At 52.2% G+C, this 21526-nt stretch carries 17 protein-coding genes; 16 read left to right on the plus strand and 1 reads right to left on the minus strand.

Going from position 1 to position 21526, the window contains the following annotated elements; genetic code table 11:
- Positions 1-106 precede the first annotated feature (106 nt).
- From PRIO_RS14600 to PRIO_RS14670, 15 genes are all read left to right on the plus strand, one after another.
- Entirely contained in the window at positions 107-1129 is a 1023-nt protein-coding gene (locus PRIO_RS14600; protein ID WP_046503153.1) for an ABC transporter substrate-binding protein, read from the plus strand.
- 68 nt (positions 1130-1197) lie between these two features.
- Positions 1198-2121, plus strand: coding sequence for an ABC transporter permease (locus PRIO_RS14605; protein ID WP_020431341.1), 924 nt, complete (start codon positions 1198-1200; stop codon positions 2119-2121).
- Positions 2108-2902 carry an ABC transporter ATP-binding protein gene (locus PRIO_RS14610; protein WP_020431340.1) on the plus strand — a complete coding sequence of 265 codons (795 nt, stop codon included), beginning with the start codon at positions 2108-2110 and terminating at the stop codon, positions 2900-2902. The genes PRIO_RS14605 and PRIO_RS14610 overlap by 14 nt, the downstream gene beginning before the upstream one ends.
- A 177-nt stretch (positions 2903-3079) precedes the next feature.
- Positions 3080-4822, plus strand: a complete 1743-nt coding sequence (locus PRIO_RS14615; protein WP_231869892.1) for a sensor histidine kinase — start codon at positions 3080-3082, stop codon at positions 4820-4822.
- On the plus strand, positions 4797-6356 hold the full coding sequence (locus PRIO_RS14620) for a response regulator (RefSeq protein ID WP_020431338.1): 1560 nt from the start codon (positions 4797-4799) through the stop codon (positions 6354-6356). Before PRIO_RS14615 ends, PRIO_RS14620 begins: the two co-directional genes overlap by 26 nt.
- Positions 6357-6505: 149 nt before the next feature.
- Entirely contained in the window at positions 6506-7828 is a 1323-nt protein-coding gene (locus tag PRIO_RS14625; protein ID WP_046506911.1) for an ABC transporter substrate-binding protein, read from the plus strand.
- A gap of 115 nt (positions 7829-7943) precedes the next feature.
- Complete coding sequence (locus PRIO_RS14630) at positions 7944-8840, plus strand: carbohydrate ABC transporter permease (RefSeq protein ID WP_039790561.1); 897 nt, start codon at positions 7944-7946, stop codon at positions 8838-8840.
- A gap of 3 nt (positions 8841-8843) precedes the next feature.
- Positions 8844-9683 carry a carbohydrate ABC transporter permease gene (locus tag PRIO_RS14635; protein ID WP_020431334.1) on the plus strand — a complete coding sequence of 280 codons (840 nt, stop codon included), beginning with the start codon at positions 8844-8846 and terminating at the stop codon, positions 9681-9683.
- 161 nt (positions 9684-9844) lie between these two features.
- Entirely contained in the window at positions 9845-10636 is a 792-nt protein-coding gene (locus tag PRIO_RS14640; protein ID WP_020431333.1) for an SDR family oxidoreductase, read from the plus strand.
- A 237-nt stretch (positions 10637-10873) separates the two neighbouring features.
- Entirely contained in the window at positions 10874-11578 is a 705-nt protein-coding gene (locus PRIO_RS14645) for an MgtC/SapB family protein (RefSeq protein ID WP_231869893.1), read from the plus strand.
- A gap of 83 nt (positions 11579-11661) precedes the next feature.
- Positions 11662-12651, plus strand: coding sequence for an aldose 1-epimerase (locus PRIO_RS14650; RefSeq protein ID WP_046503156.1), 990 nt, complete (start codon positions 11662-11664; stop codon positions 12649-12651).
- 185 nt (positions 12652-12836) lie between these two features.
- Positions 12837-14642 (plus strand): LTA synthase family protein, encoded by a 1806-nt coding sequence (locus tag PRIO_RS14655; RefSeq protein ID WP_046503159.1) that lies wholly within the window; start codon positions 12837-12839, stop codon positions 14640-14642.
- Positions 14643-14911: 269 nt separating this feature from the next.
- Positions 14912-15925, plus strand: coding sequence for a substrate-binding domain-containing protein (locus PRIO_RS14660; RefSeq protein WP_046506913.1), 1014 nt, complete (start codon positions 14912-14914; stop codon positions 15923-15925).
- Positions 15926-15949: 24 nt separating this feature from the next.
- The gene (locus PRIO_RS14665; protein ID WP_020431311.1) at positions 15950-17812 is read left to right on the plus strand and encodes a cache domain-containing sensor histidine kinase; all 1863 of its coding nucleotides are present in this window, start codon (positions 15950-15952) and stop codon (positions 17810-17812) included.
- 27 nt (positions 17813-17839) lie between these two features.
- Positions 17840-19078, plus strand: a complete 1239-nt coding sequence (locus PRIO_RS14670; RefSeq protein ID WP_039790557.1) for a response regulator transcription factor — start codon at positions 17840-17842, stop codon at positions 19076-19078.
- 104 nt (positions 19079-19182) lie between these two features.
- Here the strand turns inward: PRIO_RS14670 and PRIO_RS14675 are convergent, their stop codons facing one another.
- Positions 19183-20019, minus strand: a complete 837-nt coding sequence (locus PRIO_RS14675; RefSeq protein WP_046503162.1) for a beta-1,6-N-acetylglucosaminyltransferase — start codon at positions 20017-20019, stop codon at positions 19183-19185.
- Positions 20020-20367: 348 nt separating this feature from the next.
- Between PRIO_RS14675 and chvE the strand changes: the two genes are divergently transcribed.
- Positions 20368-21462 carry a multiple monosaccharide ABC transporter substrate-binding protein gene (gene chvE / locus PRIO_RS14680; RefSeq protein ID WP_039790536.1) on the plus strand — a complete coding sequence of 365 codons (1095 nt, stop codon included), beginning with the start codon at positions 20368-20370 and terminating at the stop codon, positions 21460-21462.
- The last annotated feature ends 64 nt before the right edge of the window (positions 21463-21526 follow it).

A 21526-nucleotide genomic window follows, 5' to 3' on the forward strand; every position in this document is an offset into this window, starting at 1 on the left:
GGGGACTTTTCGCTTTAATGCTTTTATAGATAAAAGCAATAATGCTGAGTCGCTGATACCTGGACACGCGCTGAATCCGTAAAAAGAAGAAGAGGGGTTTAATAGGATGAAAACAAAAAAGATATGGCTTGGGTTAAGCCTAAGTCTGATGCTGGCGGCTACCGCCTGCGGCACAAACAATAAAACGGCAGACTCGGGAAGCTCTGACACGAAATCCTACAAAATTGCCATCTCCCAGTATGTAGAGCACCCCTCGCTGGATGCGACCAGAGAAGGATTCCTGGCGGCGCTGAAAGACGCCGGAATCGTGGAAGGCGAGAATCTGAAGGTGGATCTGGAGAATGCCCAGGCAGACGCATCCAATAACCTGTCCATCGCCCAAAAGATTGCCGCAGACAAAAATGATCTCGTGCTGGGGATTGCCACCCCTTCGGCACAGGCTTTAGTACAGGCGGGAAGCAAGGACACACCGGTGCTGTTCGCGGCAGTAACCGATCCGGTCGACGCCAAGATCGTAACGGATCTGGAGCATCCCGGCGGCAATGTATCCGGAGCGTCAGACACTAACCCGGAGGCGACCACCCGCCTGATGACCTTCATCTCCGAGCAGTTCCCAAATGTCAAAAAGCTGGGTCTGATCATCAATGAAGGGGAGCCGAATGCGGTAGTTATGGCTGAGACTGCGAAGAAAGAGCTGGACAAGCATGGCATCGAGCTGGTCAAAGCGGCAATCACCAACACTTCAGAAGTAAAACAGGCGGCAGAGTCGCTTGTTGGCCGTGTGGACGCTTTGTACATTACGCTGGACAACTCGGTCGTAAGCGCAGTTGACACGATCATTCAGACTGCCAATGATAACAAAATCCCTTTTTTCTCGGCAGACCGCGATACGGTGGAGAAGGGGGCTTTTGCAACCGTGGGCTTCAAATATTATGATCATGGCTACCAGGTAGGCCAGATGGCTGTGGAGGTGCTGAAGAACGGTGCCAAGCCGGGAGACATGAAGGTGGCTATGCAGGAGAAGCTGGATCTTATCATTAACTTAAAAGCTGCGGCGGCGCAAGGTGTTGAAGTGACGGATGCCATGAAGGCCAAAGTATCCGATCCGGACAACAATATTATTCAATAAATTATAGACATTATAATGGGGTGCTTCCGCAGGGAACGCCCCTTGCCGCTTGAGGGAGGAAGTCAGCGATGGTTGATTCAATACTTGGAGCCGTGGAAATGGGCTTGCTGTATGCTTTTATGGCTTTAGGGGTATATATTACATTCCGTATTCTTGATTTTCCGGATTTGACTGTGGATGGAAGCTTCACGACCGGCGGAGCGATTGCCGCAGTGATGATCACGCACGGCTATTCGCCATGGCTGGCAACGGTCTGTGCGCTGGCGGGAGGAATGGCAGCGGGGATGTGTACCGGACTGCTGCACACCAAGGGGAAGATTAATGGCCTGCTGTCCGGGATTCTGATGATGATAGCACTGTATTCCATTAACCTGCGGATTCTGGTGAAGCCCAATGTGTCTCTGATGGGGGAGGATTCCCTATTTACCTCCATTAATCCGCTGCTGGTGATGCCCTTTGTGATGATTGCCGTCAAAATCCTGCTGGATCTGTTCCTGCGCACCGATCTGGGTCTGGCCCTGCGGGCTACCGGAGACAATGCACGGATGATACGCAGCTTCGGGGTGAACACGGATACGACAACGATTCTTGGAATCAGCCTGTCCAATGGGATGGTGGCATTATCGGGTGCGCTGATCGCGCAATATTCTTCCTTTGCCGATTCCACAATGGGGATAGGCATGATCGTTATCGGGCTGGCTTCGGTCATAATCGGCGAGGCGATTTTTGGAGCCGGAAATGTGTTCCGGGCAACCCTGGCCGTCGTCCTGGGCTCCATCGTCTACCGTATCGTTGTGGCGCTGGCCCTGCGGGTTCCTTGGCTGCAGGCTTCGGATCTGAAGCTGATTACCGCAATCATTGTTATTATTGCACTGGTCTTCCCGTCGATCCAGCGTTTCATGAAGCAGAACCGCTTGGCGCGCAGACGCAGCATAGAGCTTGCCAATCAGGCGCTGGCTAAGAAAGGGGGGGCAGCGGATGCTAAAGCTTGACCATGTCTCCAAGCTGTTCAATCCGGGCACCCCGGATGAGAAAATCGCGCTGCTCGGTATTGACCTTGAGCTGCGGGCCGGTGATTTCGTAACCGTCATCGGCAGCAACGGTGCCGGGAAGTCCACACTGATGAATGTGATTTCCGGCGTAATGAAGCCTGATCTTGGAGAAGTGCGCATTGAGGGCACTTCGATCAGCGGACAGTCCGAATTCCAGCGGGCCCGCTGGATCGGACGGGTCTTTCAAGATCCAATGGCCGGCACGGCTCCGCATATGACGATCGAGGAGAATCTGGCGATGGCCTACAAGCGGGGCCAGAGCCGGGGCTTGTCCTTCGGCGTCTCGGCTGCACGCCGGACCCTGTTCCGGGAGCAGCTGAGCCGGCTTGGCATCGGCCTGGAGAACCGCCTGCGGGCTAAGGTAGGCCTGCTCTCCGGCGGAGAGCGGCAGGCGCTGAGCCTGCTTATGGCGACCTTCACCCAGCCGCAGATTCTGCTGCTGGATGAGCATACAGCCGCGCTTGATCCCGCGCGCGCGGAGCTGATCACCCGCTTAACCGAGTCCATCGTCCGTGAACTGAAGCTGACGACACTGATGGTTACCCATAACATGGAGCAGGCTATCCGTCTCGGAAACCGGCTGATTATGATGGATAAGGGAAGCATTATTCTGGACATCGATGAAGACCGCAAGCAGGATCTCACTGTAGAGCGGCTGCTCGGTGAATTCGAGGGCATCAGCGGACATAAGCTGGCGGATGACCGGATGATGCTGGGGTAAGTATAGCTGGGCATAGAGAACAATCCAAAACTTGGATGCAGTCAAATGTGACTGCTTTTCCAAGTTTTTTTTGGTATATATTTCTATGAGTGAAGAATCCACAAAGAAAGCGGAGTGATCGGTATGTTGTTTTACAAAAATAATAGCGCTTTCAAAAACCCGGGAATCTTTAACAAAATGATTATGCTGATTTCGTTTTTGCTGCTCCTGTCCTTTTTGTTCTCTTTAATCTTCCTCCAGTACGTCTACCGTATTTATGACCGCCAGATTTATGAGAAGGCTTCAGAGGTGCTGGGGATGTCCTCGGTCAGTATTGAGAACGAGCTGAAGGAGCTGGAGCAGCTGTCGTTCACGGTGGTGGCGGATGAACAAATTCAGAACTGCCTGCGGCAGCTTTTGGACAATCCTTCGCCTTATGAGAGGCAAGTGCTGCATAACAGGATTATCAACCGGCTTGTGGCCTTTGCGGGTGCGGAGAAATATGTCTATTCGATGATTCTGATGGATGCCAATGACGGTGTGATGACGGCCGGCAACCGGGAGTGGCTGTCTGAAACACTGCAGGATCAGCTCAGACCGCTCGCTATCGCAGGTGCCGGAAGCAACATCTGGTACACCCAGGGCAGTAAAAACTCACTGCTCGCCGTACGGCAGATTAAATCGTATACCGGGTCCACCTTCACCCTGGATAATCTGGGGACCCTTGTCATACGTATCCGCGTCGAGCGGATTATTGACGACAGCACCAGCATTGCCGGGGATGGCGGGCAACTGATCGTAGTGGATAAGGGGACCGGAAGGTCCGTTTATCCCGGAGAACCGCTGCTGCTCCCCGGGGAACTGGCCGGAGAAGTACAGCGCCCTGAAGCGTATAGGACCGTCGGCTACAGCAAGGGCACTTATTTTGTTGCCAAGACGAATTCCTCTTATATGGACTGGACCTACATCAATGCTACCCCGTTTAATGAAATGTTCCGGCAAATCACGTTTGTCAAAAGGCTGGTTGTGATTATTTTTGGCTGTATCCTGCTGTTGGGTCTGCTGCTGGGATACAGGCTTGCACGAAGTATAGTGCGGCCCGTCTCCAAGCTGACGGAGAAGATGCGGCGGATCGAAAAGGGGGACCTCGACAATCTGGAGGAGCAGGCGCTCGGTTTTGTCTCGCAGACTGCGCAGGATGAAGTAAGCCAGCTGAACCGGACCTTCCAAATGATGATCCGCCGCATCCGGGAGCTGATCGATGAGAATTATGCCAAGCAGCTGGTGATCCGGGAAACTGAATTGAAGGCGCTTCAGGCACAGATCAACCCCCATTTTCTGTACAATACGCTGGAATCCATCAATTGGCTGGCGAAGGTCAACAAACAGAAGCAGATATCAGATATGGTCGAAGCGCTGGGGTTCCTGCTGCGCAGCTCAATCGGACTGAAGGATCCGCTCATTTCATTGGAAAAGGAGCTGAGCATCGTCCGCAGCTATGTGATTATCCAGCGGACGCGCTTTGAGGAACGGCTTGATTTCCGGCTGGATGTGCCGGACGGTCTGCTGGATGCGCTGGTTCCCAAGCTCACCCTGCAGCCGCTGGTGGAGAATGCGATCCGTTATGCGCTGGAGCCGAACATCGAGCCGTGCGTCATTTCAATCTCCATTTCCCGCACGGAGGATGGCCTGGATCTGAGGGTCAGTGACAACGGGCCGGGCATGACCGCTGATTTCATCCGCGGGCTGGAGCAGGGCCGGATTCAGACACGCGGCGAGGGGATTGGACTGGCGAATATCGCGGAGCGCATCCAGATTGTTTTTGGGCAGGAATGGGGAACAGAGATTGAGAGCAGACCCGGCGAAGGCACGACGATTCATGTGCATATTCCGTATGTGAGAGGAGAATACAGACATGTACAAACTGCTTCTGGTAGATGATGAACGCTTGATTCTGGAGGGAATCTCCCAGGTGGTGGATTGGGCACAGGCGGGTACGGAGCTGGCGGGAACGGCACGCAACGGAATCGAAGCGCTGGACCAAATAGAGCGGCTTCGTCCGGACATCGTCATCACTGATATTTCCATGCCGGGGCTGGATGGACTTGGGCTTGTGGAGCGTTGCAGTGTACATTATCCGGGGCTAAAGTTTGTCATGCTGACCGGATACAAGGATTTCGATTATGCCTGCACTGCCATGCAGCATGGAGTAAAGCATTATCTGCTGAAGCCCTGCAATGAGCAGCAGATTCATGAGGCGCTGACTGAGCTGGTGCAGGAGCTGAACGAACTTCATAGCCGGGAGCAGTTCATGTCCGATATGAAGCATCGGCTGACCAAGGTGCTGCCGCATGTCAAAGCGCAGTTTCTGAAGGAATGGATATCCAACAAAACCTACGGCAGCCGTGACCTGGAATACTACCAGGAATTGTTCGGCATCGAGCTGGGCAGCAAAAACGTCCGGCTGCTCCTGTTCAGGCTGGAGGAATCCTTTGAGTATGAGCATTTGTTCGCCCTGCAAAATATTGCCGGGGATCTGCTGAGCGAGGTGCTTCTCAGCACGACGATCGGCTCACAGCTGCTGATTCTGATGGAACAGCCGGAAGAGGCAGACAATCAGCGTGATCTGCTGGAACGGATTGCCGGAGTGAAGGAAATCTTTTTTAACTTTTACCAAATCCATGTGACGATCGCCGTCAGCGACAAGGGAAGGATGATCCATTCACGTAGTCTTTACCGGCAGACGCTGCAGTGCATGAATCACCGCTTTTATCTGGAAGAAGGCAGTCTGATTACCGGGAGTGACATTCCTGCGGATGAACTCAGCGTACACAGCGAAATCGATCTCGGGGAAGAGCAGATCTGCCTGCTGGTTAAGGCCGGGGATCAAGCGGCTGTACAAAATGAGCTGGAGCGCTTATTCGGCGTGCTTGCGGACCAGCGGTTTGATATCAATGTGACACGTTCCTATGTGCTCCAGCTGTATTCAGCCATGATCCGCCTCTGCAGTCCGGACGAGCGCAGCAGCTTTACATCCGGGCTGGCAGAGCTGGCGGCGCTCGGTACACTGGGGAGTCTAAAGGCCGGGGTCATGCGCGCCGCAGAACGCCTTACAGCTATGTATGAACGCCATTTTGTCAGCCGCCAATCCTCCATTGTGGATAAAATGCTGCGGATAATTGAGGCGGATTACGGCAACTCAGAGCTGTCGCTCGGCTCGGTGGCTGCGGAGATGCTGTACATGAATCCCGATTACCTCGGGAAGATTTTCAAAAAGGTGACCGGCGAGAAATTCTCCAATTACGTCACCAATTACCGCATCGGCAAAGCCTCCGGGCATATTCTGCACAGCGGGGATGTGAAGGTGTTTGAGCTGGCGGAGCTGTATGGCTTTGGCGGGAACGCCCAATATTTCAGCCAGGTGTTCAAGAAGGTGACCGGGAAGACACCAACGGATTTCATGAAGCCGCAGTAGGGGACCAGCCGGTTTGAACCTGATTATTGAACAAAGAAGACGGTTTTTTGTATTCAAGAAAGCGGCGGAATTTGCGAAAATTTACATATGGAAGCGCTGCCAGTGCAGCTGGTCTTCCTGCTTATCATATGAAAAGGGGAGATATTCAATTGAAAAAAAGATTCGCATTATTGGCTGTTCCGATGCTGCTGTCCATGCTTGCCGGCTGCGGCGGCAATAACAACACTCCGGATTCTGCAGCGACCAGCACAGCCGGCAGCCAGCCAGCACCGGCAACGGCCGCAAGCTCTTCAGACCCAGTAACGCTGCGCATCGCCTGGTGGGGCGGGGATACACGCCATTCGTATACGCAGCAGGTTATTGACATGTATGAAGCCCAGAATCCCAATGTCAAGATCGAACCCGAATATGCATCGTTTGATGACTACTGGAAAAAGCTTGCTCCCCAAGCCGCGGCCAACCGCCTCCCCGACATCGTGCAGATGGACGTGTCCTATATTAATCAATATGGCTCCAACGGCCAATTGGAAGATATGACCCCTTACTTGAATAAAACGGTTCAGGTGGGGGATGTCAATGAAAACGTGCTCGGTACCGGCAAAATAGACGGCAAGCAGTACGGCATCCCGCTGGGGGTCAACGTACTGGGTTTCCATTATGATCCCGCGCTGCTGAAAAAAGCCGGTGTAGACTCGATTCCTGACAACTGGACCTGGGACCAGTACAAGGAGATTGCCATGAAAGCCAAGGCTGCCGGGCTCTATATGGACTCCTCAATGGCAGCGGATATTTTCTTCAACTACTATCTGCGCACCAAAGGGTTGTCACTCTATAACACTGACGGCTCCGCGCTGGGGTACGATGATGATGCGCTGTTCCGTGACTTTTTCGGCATGCTGTCCGATCTGATTGCCAAAGGAGCTGTCCCTTCACAGGACAAACTGAGCCAGAACAAGGGGGTTATCGAAGAGGCGGATGTTGTAAAGGGAACCGGAATCGGCATCTGGCAGTGGTCGAACCAGTATGTGGCGCTGCAAATCGCAGTGAACCGTCCGATGGAGCTGGCGCAAATGCCCGGTCCGGATATGGAAAAAGGCCTCTATATGCAGCCAAGCATGTACTGGTCAGTCACAGCCAACTCCAAAAACAAGGAAGAAGCCGCCAAATTCATTGATTTTTGGACCAACAACGTTGAAGCCAACAAGCTGATCAAGGGGGAGCGCGGCGTGCCGATCTCCAGCAAAATCAAGGAGTCCCTGGCTACGGAATTAACGGAACCCGGCAAGCAGGTATTCAAGTTCGTCGCGGATATGGAGCCAAAAACGTCGCCGATGAGTCCTCCTGTAGGCTCGCCTGAAGTGGTTGCCCTGCTGACCGACCTTGCGGAGCAAATGAACTTCGGGCAGATTACACCGGATGCAGCAGCCGTGCAGTTCCGCAAAGAGGCCAGCGAGATTCTTGCGAACCGCTAAGAAGTGCTAATGGATCGTACCATACTGTGAATTCTATTAAGAATGGAGTTGGAGAACCTTGGGCCTCAGCAATCCACTTCCCGTAAATCCGCGTGCTCTTAGAGCAAAGAAACCGCTGGGCCAGCGGCTGCGCAAAAATCTGACGGGTTACGCTTTTATCAGTCCATTCATTATCGGCTTTTTATGCTTTACGCTGGTTCCGATGGCCATATCCCTGTACCTGTCTTTTACCAAATATAATCTGTTCGCCCCGCCGCGCTGGATCGGATTCGACAACTATATCAAAATGTTCACCGGCGATCCCAAATATGTGCATTCCCTGAAAGTCACGCTGCTGTATGTGTTCATCGGTGTGCCGCTCCGGCTGGGCTTCGCTTTGTTCGTGGCTATGATCCTGAATACCAGGTCCAGGATGGTGGGAGCGTACCGCACGGTGTATTATCTCCCTTCCATCATCGGGGGCAGCGTGGCTGTTTCCATCATGTGGCGCAATATTTTCAGTGATACCGGAATCATCAACGGCATGCTGGGCTTCTTCGGCCTGGGTCCGGTAAGCTGGTTCGGCAACCCGAATGCCGCGCTGTTCATGCTGATTACGCTGTCAGTCTGGCAGTTCGGGTCCTCCATGCTGATTTTCCTGGCCGGTCTGAAAAATATTTCGGGCGAGATGTATGAGGCGGCAAGTGTGGATGGAGCAAGCTTTTTCCGTAAATTCTTCAAAATCACGCTGCCGCTACTCAGCTCCGTCATCCTGTTCAATATGGTCATGCAGACCATCAGCGCATTCATGACTTTTGTGCCTGCTTATATCATCTCCAAAGGCGAAGGCGGTCCCATGGACGGTACGATGCTCTACTCCCTGTATTTATTCCGCCAGGCCTTCATGTTCAACAACATGGGATACGCCTCGGCTATGGCATGGGTGATGCTGCTGCTGGTCGGCATTATGACAGGCATTCTGTTCAAAACATCCAAGTCGTGGGTCTTCTACGAATCGGGGGGAGGGAAGTGAGCCATGGCGAACAATAAAATCAAATGGCCTATCTATCATATTCTCATCGGCGGGCTTGCTGTTATCATGCTGTACCCGATACTTTGGATGGTCCTCAGCTCCTTCAAGGAGAGCCGTCTCGTATTTGTGACCGCACAGACCCTGCTGCCGCATCCCTGGGAATGGGGTAATTACGCCAAAGGCTGGGAAGGTGTAGCCGGATACTCGTTTGGTGTGTTTATCAAAAACTCTTTTGTAATCGTTATCGTGGCTACGTTCGGCGCGGTTTTCTCTTCATCGCTGGTGGCGTTTGGCTTTGCCCGCAACAAATTTATCGGCCATGGCCTCTGGTTCGGGATCATGATGATGACGCTCATGCTGCCGGCAGATGTCGTGCTCGTTCCGCAATATATTATTTACACGAAGCTGAACTGGCTCGACAGCATCCGGCCGATCGTCATTCCGCAGTTCTTCGGGGTGCCGTTCTTTATCTTCCTGATGCTGCAGTTCATCCGCACCATTCCCGCCGAGCTGGATGAAGCGGCAACGATCGACGGCTGCGGCAAATTCAGGCTCTACTATAAAATCATTCTTCCGCTGATCCGTCCGTCGATGGCAACGGCGGCAATCTTCTCCTTCTACTGGCGTTGGGAGGATCTGCTGGGGCCTGTGCTGTATCTCAATTCACCTTCGAAATATACGGTGTCCATGGGGCTCAAAATGTTCCTCGACAGTGAGTCCGTATCCAACTGGGGCCCGATGTTCGCCATGTCCGTCCTGAGCCTTACACCGGTCATGCTGATCTTCTTCATCTTCCAGAAGCAGATTGTGGACGGCATCAGCACCAGCGGTTTGAAGGGCTAACCGGGCCTATTGCGTGGGTACCCATGGGCTGGAGGCAGTAAGAAGCCGTTCCTTTGAAGGTTATCATGCCAAGTTGGCGATTCACTTCCTGGTATGCGAGGTATAAGTTAGGGAAACAACTTAACTTGAAAGCGTATTTACTACAGGGAGGGACTTCGAGCATGGCAGATAAAAAGTTGGAAGGCAAAGTGGCCATCGTCAGCGGCGGCGGGTCGGGCATCGGACGGGCGTCTGTGCTGGCTTTTGCCCGCAGCGGGGCAAAGGTCGCAATGCTTGACCGGACAGTCGAGAATGCCGAGAAGGTCCGCAAGCAGGTGGAGGCTGAAGGCGGTGAAGCCGTCGTCATCGAATGTGACATTGCTGAGCCGCAGCAGGTCGAAAACGCTGTGAAGCAGGCTGCCGGACAATGGGGCAGGCTTGACATTGTTTTTGCCAATGCCGGTATCAACGGAGCGATGACACCCATTGAAACCATGGACATCGAGTCTTGGGACCAGACCATGAATATCAACCTGCGCGGTACCTTTGCTACTGTCAAATATGCGATTCCTTATTTAAAAGCAAACGGCGGGAGCATCCTGATCAACAGCTCGATTAACGGCAACCGCGTCTTCTCGAATATCGGCTTTTCTGCATACAGTACGACCAAAGCCGGTCAGACCGCTTTTATGAAGATGGCTGCACTGGAACTTGCACAATACAAAATCCGCGTCAATGCCATCTGCCCGGGTGCGATTACAACGAATATCGACGACAACACCTATCCATCCGAAGATTTGAAGGAAGTGCAGATTGCCGTGGAATTCCCGGATGGCGGACAGCCGCTGGAAAAGGGGCCGGGCCGTCCCGATCAGGTCGCCAGACTGGCATTGTTCCTGGCCTCCGATGATTCCGATCACATTACAGGCACAGAAATTTATTGTGATGGCGCCGAGTCGCTGCTGCACGGGTAACCTCTTCTAAGCACTGCCGAGGAAGCATATCTTTAATTAAACAGTTAGCCCCAAGAAACGGATTCCGTCTCCTGCACCATGCACAGCCCTTTTGGCTGGGAAGCATCGGCAGGGGGCGGTGTTGCCGTTTTTTTTGTTCTACCTTAAAAAGGACGGCAAAGCCGCTTTCACTTAAGGTATACTTATCCTATCGTCTTAGAAGAGAGGGCACTTATGAACATGGATTTTAACCTGCACATGGAATCAATTATTAAGCTGCTTGTGGCTATGCTGTTCGGGCTGTTCATCGGGATTGACCGGCAATTGAAGCAGAAGCCGCTGGGCATCCGGACCAGTATGGTCATCAGTATTGCGAGCTGTCTGGTCACACTCGTCTCCATCCACGCTTACGACAAATTCGGCGGGCCGGATCATCCGAATATGGACCCGATGCGTCTTGCGGCGCAGATTGTCAGCGGGATCGGGTTCCTGGGTGCGGGTGTCATTCTCCGCCGGGGCGGGGATGCCATTTCGGGACTCACTTCCGCTGCCCTGATCTGGACGGCATCCGGTATCGGAATCGCAGTCGGGGCAGGTTTTTATGTAGAAGCAGGGTATGCGGTGGTGCTGCTGATGTTTGCTGTCAATGCCGTCCCGCATCTGATCAAGCTCATTGGGCCTGAGGTGCTGAACAAGCATGAAATCTCCGTCAAAATCATTATGGAACACAATTATGTGCTCACCGACGTCATTCAAAAAGTTGAAGAACGCCATGTCGTGAAAACCCGGAAAACGAAGAAGAACGGCAGAACGATCCGGCGGATGAAAATCAAGGACCTGGAAGACGGGCGGCAAATGATTGATATGGTGATTTCGGCACCTGACCGTGAATATGCAACCGAAATCTATTATGATGTAAAGAAGATTGAGCATGTAATAAGCGTAGAAGTGGAACAGTTGTAAAAATGACATATTCCCTCCTGGACAGATGTGGTAATCTATCTAGGAGAGAGTCATTTTGAGAATATGGAAGGGAGAAACACAAAATGTCAATTACTGCTTACGAAGGTCTATATGAGGGAGAGGCAGCAGTCTGGCTGAAGGCCGGGCGATATGAAGCGGCCATCCTGCCCCGCATCGGCGGCAATCTGATCTGCTTCCGCGATACCGAAAACGGTTACCGTTTTCTGCATGAGCCGGGTGCCGAAGAAATGGAAGCGTTTAAGGCAAACCCGGGGATTCACGGCATTCCGGTGCTGTTTCCGCCGAACCGCTATGAGGACGGGGAGTTTCCGTGGAACGGACAAACCTACCGCTTCCCGGTAAACGAAGAAGCTACAGGCAACCATTTGCACGGGTTCCTGCATACAGCGGCTTGGGAGGTTGTGGAGTTCGGCAGCAGCGTAACCGAAAGCTTTGTCACGGTTGCCGTCAAGGTGGATGAGAACCATCCGTCCTATCAATACCTGCCGTTCAAATATACGGTCAAGCTGCGCTACAGCCTGGGGGAAGCCGGTTTGTCCCAACAGCTGCTGGTGCATAATGAGGGCGAAGAGCTTATGCCTTGCCTGCTTGCTTTTCACACTGCGATTAATGCACCCTTCGCACCGGGAAGCACCGCACAGGACTACCGTGTGAAGCTGACCATCGGCAACCGCTGGGAGCTCAGCGACCGCATGCTGCCGACAGGCTCATTCCAGGAGCTGACCGCAGACGAGATTGCCCTGCGTGATGAAGGCTTGTATCCGTTCTATGCGCCTATGGACAACCATTACACCGCTGCCGCCCAGAACGGACGTAACCGCATGGAGCTTACGGACAGCAAAGCCGGAGTTACTCTTGTATACGATGTAGGCACTTCCTACAAACAGTGGATGATCTGGAACAATAGCGCAACCGAAGGTTTCTTCTGTCCGGAGCCGCAAATCAACCTGGTCAACGCGCCAAAGGTGGATCTTCCTGCAGATGACATCGGCTTGTTCAGCCTGGAGCCCGGTGAATATTGGGAAGAAACCAGCCGCATTTATATAAAATAACGCTGGACCGCAGGTTCAGCCCGCGGGATAACGAATGGGGTGCAGCGAAGGCGGCTGCGCCCTGTTTTTTTATTACTTAGTTTTTATGTTTAGTTTACATAGGGTTAATTTTGTGAGAATGTTTTAATGCTCCTTTAAGCTAGGAGGCGTATACTGTACGTTTAGTACAGATAGGAGTGAAAGCAATGCGTTATTTTAGGCCTTCCCGAAAATTGGGATTTATGCTGCTCGGCCTGCTGCTGGGCGGATTTGTGCTGAACTTTTTTATTCAAGCGGCTTCGCTGGATATGAATTTCATGAGTGTGCTGAATTGGATCGGAAAATCCTATTGGCTGTACGTGGGCGGCAGCTTGTTTTTTTTCTTTGTCCTGCTGGCCTTTTCGGCGGTGCTGCCTAATATGTACATTGGTCCGGTGAGTGGATTCTTGCTGGTGATCCTGCTCGGCATCGCGAATTACAAGAAGCAAAGCACGACAGGGGAGCCGTTGTTTCCCTGGGATCTGATGCTGGTCAAAAACGCCGGGGAAATGAGTAAAATCACCAAAGGCATGATTTCGCCGCTGGCCGTTGGACTGGCGGTGTTTGCGGTCGCAGCCATAATCTGGCTGCTGTTCAAGCTGCCCCGGATCAGAGTTCAGCTGCCGCTCCGGCTGCTGCTCACTGCGGTGTCTGCGGGAATGATTGCCGGTTTTATCGTGATGGTCAGCGGACAAACCACGTTCGCCTCCTCTCTGAATTACCAGAATATTTTCTGGAATCAGAAGGTGAATTACTCGCAGAATGGGTTTGTGTTCGCTTTTACCGGGAATCTGCGCCAGAATCTGCTGGAGCAGCCGGAGGGCTATAGCCGTGAGTCTGTAGAAGCTATTGCTGCAAAATACAACTCCTTGCCGGATACGGCCTCCGGGCAGGCAGCGGTGGAACAGCCCAACATCCTGTTCATGATGGATGAGGCCTTTTTTGATCCCACCCGGCTGCCGGGCATCACCCTTAGTGATGATCCGCTGAAATTCATTCATCAAGCGGAAAGCGCCACACCGTCAGGCTACCTGCTCTCCCCCGAGTTCGGCGGCAATACGGCGAATGTGGAATTCGAAGCGCTGACGGGCATGTCGATGTATTTTCTGGGGGACGGCTCGATTCCATATCAACAGCGGATTGTCAAAATGTCCTCGCTGCCCTCCATTGTCAGCATTCTGAAAGAGCGAGGTTATCAGGCGCTCGCTCTGCATCCGTTCGATGAGACCTTTTATAACCGCAACCGGGTCTACCCGGTGCTTGGGTTTGACCGTTTCACGAGCGAGAAGGATCTGCAGGAAGCCGAGCGGATCACACCGGATGGCTATATTTCCGACAAAGCTGCGGTGCAGGAGGCCATCCGTGAGCTGAAGGCGGCGGATACTCCGACTTTTTTGCATATGGTCACGATGCAGAATCATTTTCCGTTCACCAAAGGCCGGAACGGCCCGAATACCATCACTGCGCAGGGCGTGCAGGCCGAATGGAAGGATGAGCTGGAAACCTATGTGCAGGATACCAAGCTGACGGACGAAGCACTGTCTTATCTGCAGCAGGAGCTGAAGACGATTGAGCGGCCTACGATTGCTGTGTTCTGGGGAGATCATCTCCCGGCGCTGTCGGCGGGAATCTATACAGATGCGGGCTGGGATCAGGAGCTGCGGCTGAAGCATGAGACCAAGCTGATGATCCTCGCCAATTTTGATATCGGCCATACCCCGCTGGGGACGCTCAGCCCCGCTTACCTTGGACCGGCCGTGTTTAAGCTGTCAGGCCAAACGCTGCCGCCTTACTATAAAATGCTGGAGCAGGTGCGCGCGCAGCTTCCCGGCCTGAGCAAAAACGTGCTGATCGGCGCTTCCGGCGAACTGTCCGATCTGACTTCTGAGCAGCAGGCGCTGCTGGATGATTACCGGATGGTGGAGTATGACCTGCTGGAGGGCGAAGGTTATGCTGCGGATCTGATGTTCTGACAAGCGGGAGTCACGTCCAAATCCCAAAATGGAAAATCACAAGTTCCGTTTATATGATGATCTAAATTTGTGAACTCTGCTGTAATTGGCGGAGTTCTTTTTTGTTATAAGGAAATTTTACAGTTGATTTAGACTCAGGATTTTTTGGTCCGGCAAGGAAGATTCTGGTACTGTCATTGACGGAATAAGCAACTGGTCTTAACATATGGGGGTAGGCAAGGAGCTTGAACACTGAGGTGGTTATCCTTAATTTTGAAAGGGGTTACATGTTGAAAAAGCTGGGGCTTGTCTATGTGCTGCTGATTGGCCTTTTCCTGATTTATGTGTTGAATTACAAGCTGCACCCTGATCCTGCTGACCCATGGGATACCGCCGGGCTGCGCGGCAATATTGAAGATAAATACGTGATGGTTACCTTTCAGAGCGGCATCGATTACTGGAAAAGCGTGCTGAAAGGCTTTGAGGATGCGGCAGAGGAGCTGAACGTTTCCGTCGAATACCACGGCTCAACCCAGCATAATGCCAGTGAACAGATGACGGTGCTGGAGCAGGCGATTGCCAAAAAGCCAGCGGGAATCGCTATTTCAGCGGTGAATTCCAAGCTGCTGACGGCTACGATCAACAAAGCGGTGGAGAGCGGGATTCCGGTAGTGTTGTTTGACTCGGGGGCGCCGGACAGCAAAGCTTATTCTTTTCTGGGTACGGATAACTTCAATGCAGGTGCCGAAGCGGCCCGGAAAATGGCTGAGCTCACCGGCGGCAAAGGTACGGTTGCCATCATTACAACGCCTGACCAGCATAACCATCAGGAACGCACCGATGGCTTCAGCCACACCATCCGCAGTGAATTTCCGGAGATGAAAGTGGTTTCCGTAAAGGACGGCCGTGGGGACCAAGTGGCTTCCCGGCAGGCGGCAGAGGAGCTGTTGTCCCAGTATCCTAAGCTTGGAGGGATATTCGCCACGGAGTCAAATGGCGGAATAGGCGTGGCCGAAGCGGTGCAGGCGCAGCAGGGAAGCGGTTCAACGCTGAAGATCATCAGCTTCGATACGGACAAGGGGACCCTCGACCTTGTAAAAGAAGGCAGGATTGCCGCGACCATGGCGCAAGGCACCTGGAATATGGGCTATTGGTCGCTGACCGAGCTGTTCCATCTGCACCGGGATTTGCAGGAAGATCCTGACGTCTATGAAGGCAGTAAGCCGCTGCCGGTGCCGGACAAGGTAGATACAGGGATTGACGTGGTGACCCGGGCCAATGTGGACAATTATTATGCCAAGTAGAGAGCCTCTGGGAAGGAGCAGCAGATGCGCAAGAGTGGCCTGAATATAGAGAAGCTGAAGCTGAACAACCTGCCGATCCGCTATAAGCTGATTATTCATTTTCTCCTGATCAGCATTCTTCCTTCGATCGGACTCGGGCTGCTGATCGGCTGGACGGTCGACCGGATTGTGGAAGAGCGGACCAATGAGAATACGATGCAGCTGATCGGCAAAGTCAACGCCGCACTGGAGAATGAAGTGGAGAATCTGCAAAAGATCACTTATCTGATCTCCTTTGACCCCAGGGTGCAGGCTTTTCTGGACGGCTCCATTCAAGATCCGGTGCAGGCAGCCGAATGGGCCGCTGGCGGAGAATCGGCGGAATATAACATCCGCAAATTTCTTCAGGGCTTTACCACCCTTAGCTCCGAGATTGCCGGAATCATGCTGGTGAACCGGGAAGGCGATTTCATCAGCAATGAAATGTATACCCGGCCCGGAACCCTCGTAACAGATGAGGCCTGGTACAGGGAAGCGGCAGACAATAAAGGAATCTTTAAGATCATCGGCCACCCTCATGGCCGTGCGGTAATGTCTCATGTGGATTATAAGGAAAGCGAGGTTGTGTCTGCTGTGAGAGCGATTGTTGATCCGGAGACACAGGTGGTGCAAGGGGTTGTGCTCGTCGATTTGAAGCTTCGGGTGATTGCCGAAACAGCCAGAGATGTTACGCTGGGCAAAACCGGCTATCTGACCGTCGTTGATGGCAGCGGGGAAATGATCTATGCTCCTCAGCATCCGATTATGAAGGCTATCCCGGAGGGGCTGTTCACCGAAAGCTCCGGCATCACCTCCGAGTCTGTAGCCGGACGCCAGCTCCAGCTGATCTACAGAACCTCGCCTTTTACGGGCTGGACCACGATGGGGGTTTTTCCGATGGAGGAATCGGCGTTCGGGGTACGGGAAATTACGTTTAATGTGGTTACCTTCGTATTTATCGTGTGTATGCTGGGAATGACCGCCTCGTTCTATCTGGCGTATTCGATCTCCCGCCCGATCGGCCAATTGGCCTCCTTTATGAGCAAGGCGCAGTCCGGTGATCTGACGATCCGCTACTGGGGCAGCCGCTCCGATGAAATCGGCCTGCTGGGACGCAGCTTCAACTCGATGCTGGCCCAGATTGCCCGGCTGCTCTCGCTGACCGAGCTGCAGGCCCGGCAGAAGCGGGAAGCGGAGCTGCGCAGCCTGCAGGCGCATATCAAGCCGCATTTTCTCTATAATACATTGGATACGATCCACTGGATGGCCCGCAGCAAAGGGGCTGAGGATATTGCCGAGGTGGTCCAATCCTTATCCAGGCTGTTCCGGCTGGGGCTTAGCAAGGGAAGCGATCTGGTTCCGCTGTCCGACGAGCTTGAGCATATGGTAAGCTATCTGAAAATCCAGCAGGTCCGGTACAGCAGCAAGCTGGCCTACAGCATTGAAGTGGCGCCGCAGCTTCACGAGCTGTACGTGCTTAAGCTGCTGCTGCAGCCGATTGTGGAGAATGCGATCTATCACGGCATCAAGGAGCGGCGGGGTCCCGGGCATATCTCCATTGAGGTCGCCCAGCAGGAAGGAGACTTATGCTTAACGGTGCGTGATGATGGGGCGGGGATAACACCGGAACGGCTCGCTATTCTGAAGAAGCGTCTTGCGGCAGTGGGCAGGACTACCGGTGAGGCGGCAGAAATAGAGCAGCCCTTGCCGGGAAGTGCGGGCAGCGGTTATGGGATTCTGAATGTGCAGGCCCGCATCAGACTCACTTACGGTGAACCCTACGGACTCGAAATTGCAAGTGAGCGCGAGGCTGGAACGGTAGTGACAGTACGGCACCCGGTTGTTCATAACAGCTATCCGGATGATTAAATGAAACCGAAAGGAGCCACTGAAGCCATGGATTCCTGGAAAGTCATCATTGCCGATGACGAAGCGATTATCCGTGACGGGATCAGGCAATGTGTAGATTGGAAAAGCTTAGGTTTACAGGTAGCAGCGGAAGCGGAGGACGGCGAGGAAGCGCTGGAACTGGCTGTCCGGCATGAGGTGCACATCGCGCTGGTCGATTTGAACATGCCGATCATGCATGGCATTGAACTGATGAAGCGGCTCCGTGAGCAGCTGCCTGACTGTAAAATCATCGTCATCACCGGCCATGATGAATTCTCCTATGCCCAGGAATCGATCCGTCTGCAGGTGAATGACTATATTCTCAAGCCTGCCGAGCCGAAGCAGCTGATGCAGGTGCTTCGCGGAGTAAGGGATCAGCTGATAGCGGAGAAGCAGAAGCACCAGCAGCTCCAGCAGGCTTCCCGGCAGATCGTGAAGAACTTTCCGCTGCTGCGGGAACGCTTCTGCCAGGAATGGCTGGACGGCAATTTAAGCCAAAGTGAAATCATGGAGCAACTGCACTTCCTGCGGCTGCCGGCAGAGTGCCCGGCACTGATCGGCATGATCCGCTGGAGAGGGGAAGCGCAGAACTCCGGGCTGCAGGAGAAGGAGCGGCAGCTGTTTCTTTTTGCGATAGAGAATATGGTTACAGAACTGCTTCAGGAATATCCAAAAGTCATCTTCAGGGATGCCGCAGGCCTGATCATCATTCTGCTGTGGGATGCGGCCGGGGAACCGGTGCTGGCCGGGGTTGAAGCCGTGGTGCGAAGCCATCTCAAAATCGCCGTTGAAGTCGGCACCCAGGCGGTTGAGGGCGATGCCGCCGGGCTGGCCGCCGCCTACCGCAAATGCAGAGTGAACCTCTCCAGGGAGCAGCCGTTGTCTCCGCTGGTCCGCAGAGCAAGGCAATACGTGCTGGAGCATTATGGCGAATACGGGCTTACGCTTGAATCCATTGCCGGCCATCTTCAGGCCTCGCCGGTTTATCTCAGCCGCCTGTTCAAGCAGGAGCTGGGAGAGCCCTTCGGCACGTATCTGACGCAGACCCGCCTCCGCAAGGCAGCACAGCTGCTGCATTCCACAGAGCTTAGCATGAGCGAAGTTGCGGAACGCACAGGCTACGAGACCCAGCATTATTTCAGCACCGCCTTTAAAAAGCAGACAGGTGTATCCCCGCTGCAATTTCGCAAAGGCGTGTTTCCCGGCGAGGGGGGGAGTGGAATCCGCGCGGAAGAACAGCATTGAACTCATATACTGCAAAAAGAAACCACATGCGGTTAATCCCGTATGTGGTTTCTTTTGCAAAATAGAAGAATCATATTCAAGTAGATACATCAACCTGATTGAAGCTAAATGCCGAGCGAATTTTCAATGAATTGAATGATATCCTTATCAACCGCATCGTCAAATTTTCTAGCAAACAATGCATCGGAATTAAACAATTCAATCACATTTCGCATAGTTATAGTCTTTGGACCATTGAAACCATTAGGACGATCCTCTAAGATCATAAATCTCAAATTATTACAAATTACAGTTTCTTTGAATTCGGAGTTCATTATAAGTGTCGGAAAAAAGTGTTCATCAGGTACTAAAACATATTTAAAATATTCCTGCATTTCATAAGACAATTTGGATGTTACTGAAAATTCAGCAACTGCACGTGTGATTATCTTCCATTGAGAACCTATATATGGGACTATACTTGAATCAAAAAAGTGTTCAAAAGGTTCTCGATCACCCAATCTTTTTAGGTGTCCGAAATCTTCGATATAATACCCGTTATACTGAATGTTTTTTTCTGTTTCTGGGGTTTTCTTGTAAAGAATATAATTAGAATTAATATTTGAAGTTAAAAAATCATTCAGTTGCTGTCTTGTTACTAACGGCATATCTTGACCACTTAAATTTATAAAATGCGTCCATTCATCATCCCAGTTCAAAAGAAATCGGATCGCTTCTAATTCGGCTTGTACCATGGACCAACCAGCATATGTAATAAAACGAGATGGCAACAATCGAATATTAGTGTTATTTTCGGATAATTCATTAACCATTTCTAGAATTTCATTAGCCTTTGAATCAATATGTATGAGGTACAAATTATTAGGATCATAAATTGCATTTAACATACGGATAAAAACCTCTTCTTTTTGATGGACCATAATGAAGTAAGCTATTTTCATTAAAAAACCCTCTCTCCTAAAAATTGCAAGCTTATTCATTATAAACGAATTTTCGATTAAAGTGCCATGATATAGTCTGTTTAATACGAGGATTATTTCGCTTGTGGACTTTAATCATGAAGGATAACTGATTGATCCACGTTCCCAACAATGGTTTTTAAAAACTCTTCGAAATTAGATTTGTTCATATAATCACCCCCTTTAATGAAATTCGTTTCAAAAGTTCTGATTTTATAAAAACAGTAGCCTGAGTGTAAATACGCCTCCCTGTCCCCCTTGCTATACTCAACTTGTCAAACGGGCGGAGCCGTCCGGGACACCAGAAAAGTTCAGGGGGTAGCGCAGATGATGAAAAAGTATTCATGGATCATGCTGGCATTGGTACTTGTACTGATTTTATCCGCATGCGGCAATAAAAGCGGGAACAGTTCCGGCGGGAGCACGGATGGGGCGAACGGGAAGGTCGGCATCGCGATGCCGACCAAGTCCTCCGAGCGCTGGGTGAATGACGGCAACAACATGGTCAAAGAATTCGAAAAGCTGGGTTACGGTACGGACCTGCAATACGCGGAGGATGTCGTGGAGAACCAGGTATCGCAAATTGAGAATATGATTACCAAAGGCGTGAAGGCCATTGTCATCGCTTCGATTGACGGTGAAGCGCTTACGGATGTCCTGCAAAAAGCGCATGATGCGGATGTAAAAGTGATCGCGTATGACCGCCTGATCAAGAAGAGCGAATATGTCGACTACTACGCCACTTTTGACAATTTCAAAGTAGGGGTTCTGCAGGGTTCTTACATTGAGGAGAAGCTGGGACTCAAAGAGGGCAAAGGGCCGTTCAACATTGAACTGTTCGGCGGTTCGCCGGATGACAACAATGCCTACTTCTTTTTTGACGGGGCAATGTCGATTCTGAAGCCTTACATCGATTCCGGCAAGCTGGTCGTCCGCAGCAAGCAGACCACGATGGATCAGGTAGCAACCCTGCGGTGGGACGGCGCGGCTGCACAAGCCCGGATGGATAATCTGCTGAGTGCAAATTATGCCAGCGATAATCTGGATGCGGTGCTGTCCCCTTACGACGGCATCAGCATCGGTATTCTTTCCTCTCTGAAGGGTGTGGGTTACGGTGCAGGCGACAAGAAGCTTCCGGTTGTTACCGGACAGGACGCCGAGCTGGCTTCCATTAAATCGATCCTGGCCGGAGAGCAGACTCAAACGGTATTCAAAGATACCCGCCAGCTGGCTAAGAAAGCGGTGGAAATGACAGAAAGTGTACTGAAAGGTACGGAAGCGGAAGTCAACGATACCACCACCTACGATAATGGAGTCAAAATTGTACCGTCCTATCTGCTTGAGCCGGTCTCTGTAGATGCCGGTAATGTGGATAAAGTACTGGTAGACGGCGGTTATTATACCAAAGAACAGCTCGGTGAATAACCGGCCGGAACGCTTTTAGCGGGTGCTGCGGCGGCAGTTGCAGTTTATGTATAGTGGCTGCCAG

The organism is Paenibacillus riograndensis SBR5 (assembly GCF_000981585.1).
Classification (GTDB): Bacteria; Bacillota; Bacilli; order Paenibacillales; family Paenibacillaceae; genus Paenibacillus_AQ; species Paenibacillus_AQ riograndensis.

Bases quoted from the DNA above. Each gene is read 5' to 3' on its own strand.
- PRIO_RS14600 (WP_046503153.1), top strand. From the start codon at position 107: ATGAAAACAAAAAAGATATGGCTTGGGTTAAGCCTAAGTCTGATGCTG.
- PRIO_RS14605 (WP_020431341.1), top strand. From the start codon at position 1,198: ATGGTTGATTCAATACTTGGAGCCGTGGAAATGGGCTTGCTGTATGCT.
- PRIO_RS14610 (WP_020431340.1), top strand. From the start codon at position 2,108: ATGCTAAAGCTTGACCATGTCTCCAAGCTGTTCAATCCGGGCACCCCG.
- PRIO_RS14615 (WP_231869892.1), top strand. From the start codon at position 3,080: ATGATTATGCTGATTTCGTTTTTGCTGCTCCTGTCCTTTTTGTTCTCT.
- PRIO_RS14620 (WP_020431338.1), top strand. From the start codon at position 4,797: ATGTACAAACTGCTTCTGGTAGATGATGAACGCTTGATTCTGGAGGGA.
- PRIO_RS14635 (WP_020431334.1), top strand. From the start codon at position 8,844: ATGGCGAACAATAAAATCAAATGGCCTATCTATCATATTCTCATCGGC.
- PRIO_RS14640 (WP_020431333.1), top strand. From the start codon at position 9,845: ATGGCAGATAAAAAGTTGGAAGGCAAAGTGGCCATCGTCAGCGGCGGC.
- PRIO_RS14645 (WP_231869893.1), top strand. From the start codon at position 10,874: ATGGAATCAATTATTAAGCTGCTTGTGGCTATGCTGTTCGGGCTGTTC.
- PRIO_RS14650 (WP_046503156.1), top strand. From the start codon at position 11,662: ATGTCAATTACTGCTTACGAAGGTCTATATGAGGGAGAGGCAGCAGTC.
- PRIO_RS14655 (WP_046503159.1), top strand. From the start codon at position 12,837: ATGCGTTATTTTAGGCCTTCCCGAAAATTGGGATTTATGCTGCTCGGC.
- PRIO_RS14665 (WP_020431311.1), top strand. From the start codon at position 15,950: ATGCGCAAGAGTGGCCTGAATATAGAGAAGCTGAAGCTGAACAACCTG.
- PRIO_RS14670 (WP_039790557.1), top strand. From the start codon at position 17,840: ATGGATTCCTGGAAAGTCATCATTGCCGATGACGAAGCGATTATCCGT.
- PRIO_RS14675 (WP_046503162.1), bottom strand. From the start codon at position 20,019: ATGAAAATAGCTTACTTCATTATGGTCCATCAAAAAGAAGAGGTTTTT.
- chvE (WP_039790536.1), top strand. From the start codon at position 20,368: ATGAAAAAGTATTCATGGATCATGCTGGCATTGGTACTTGTACTGATT.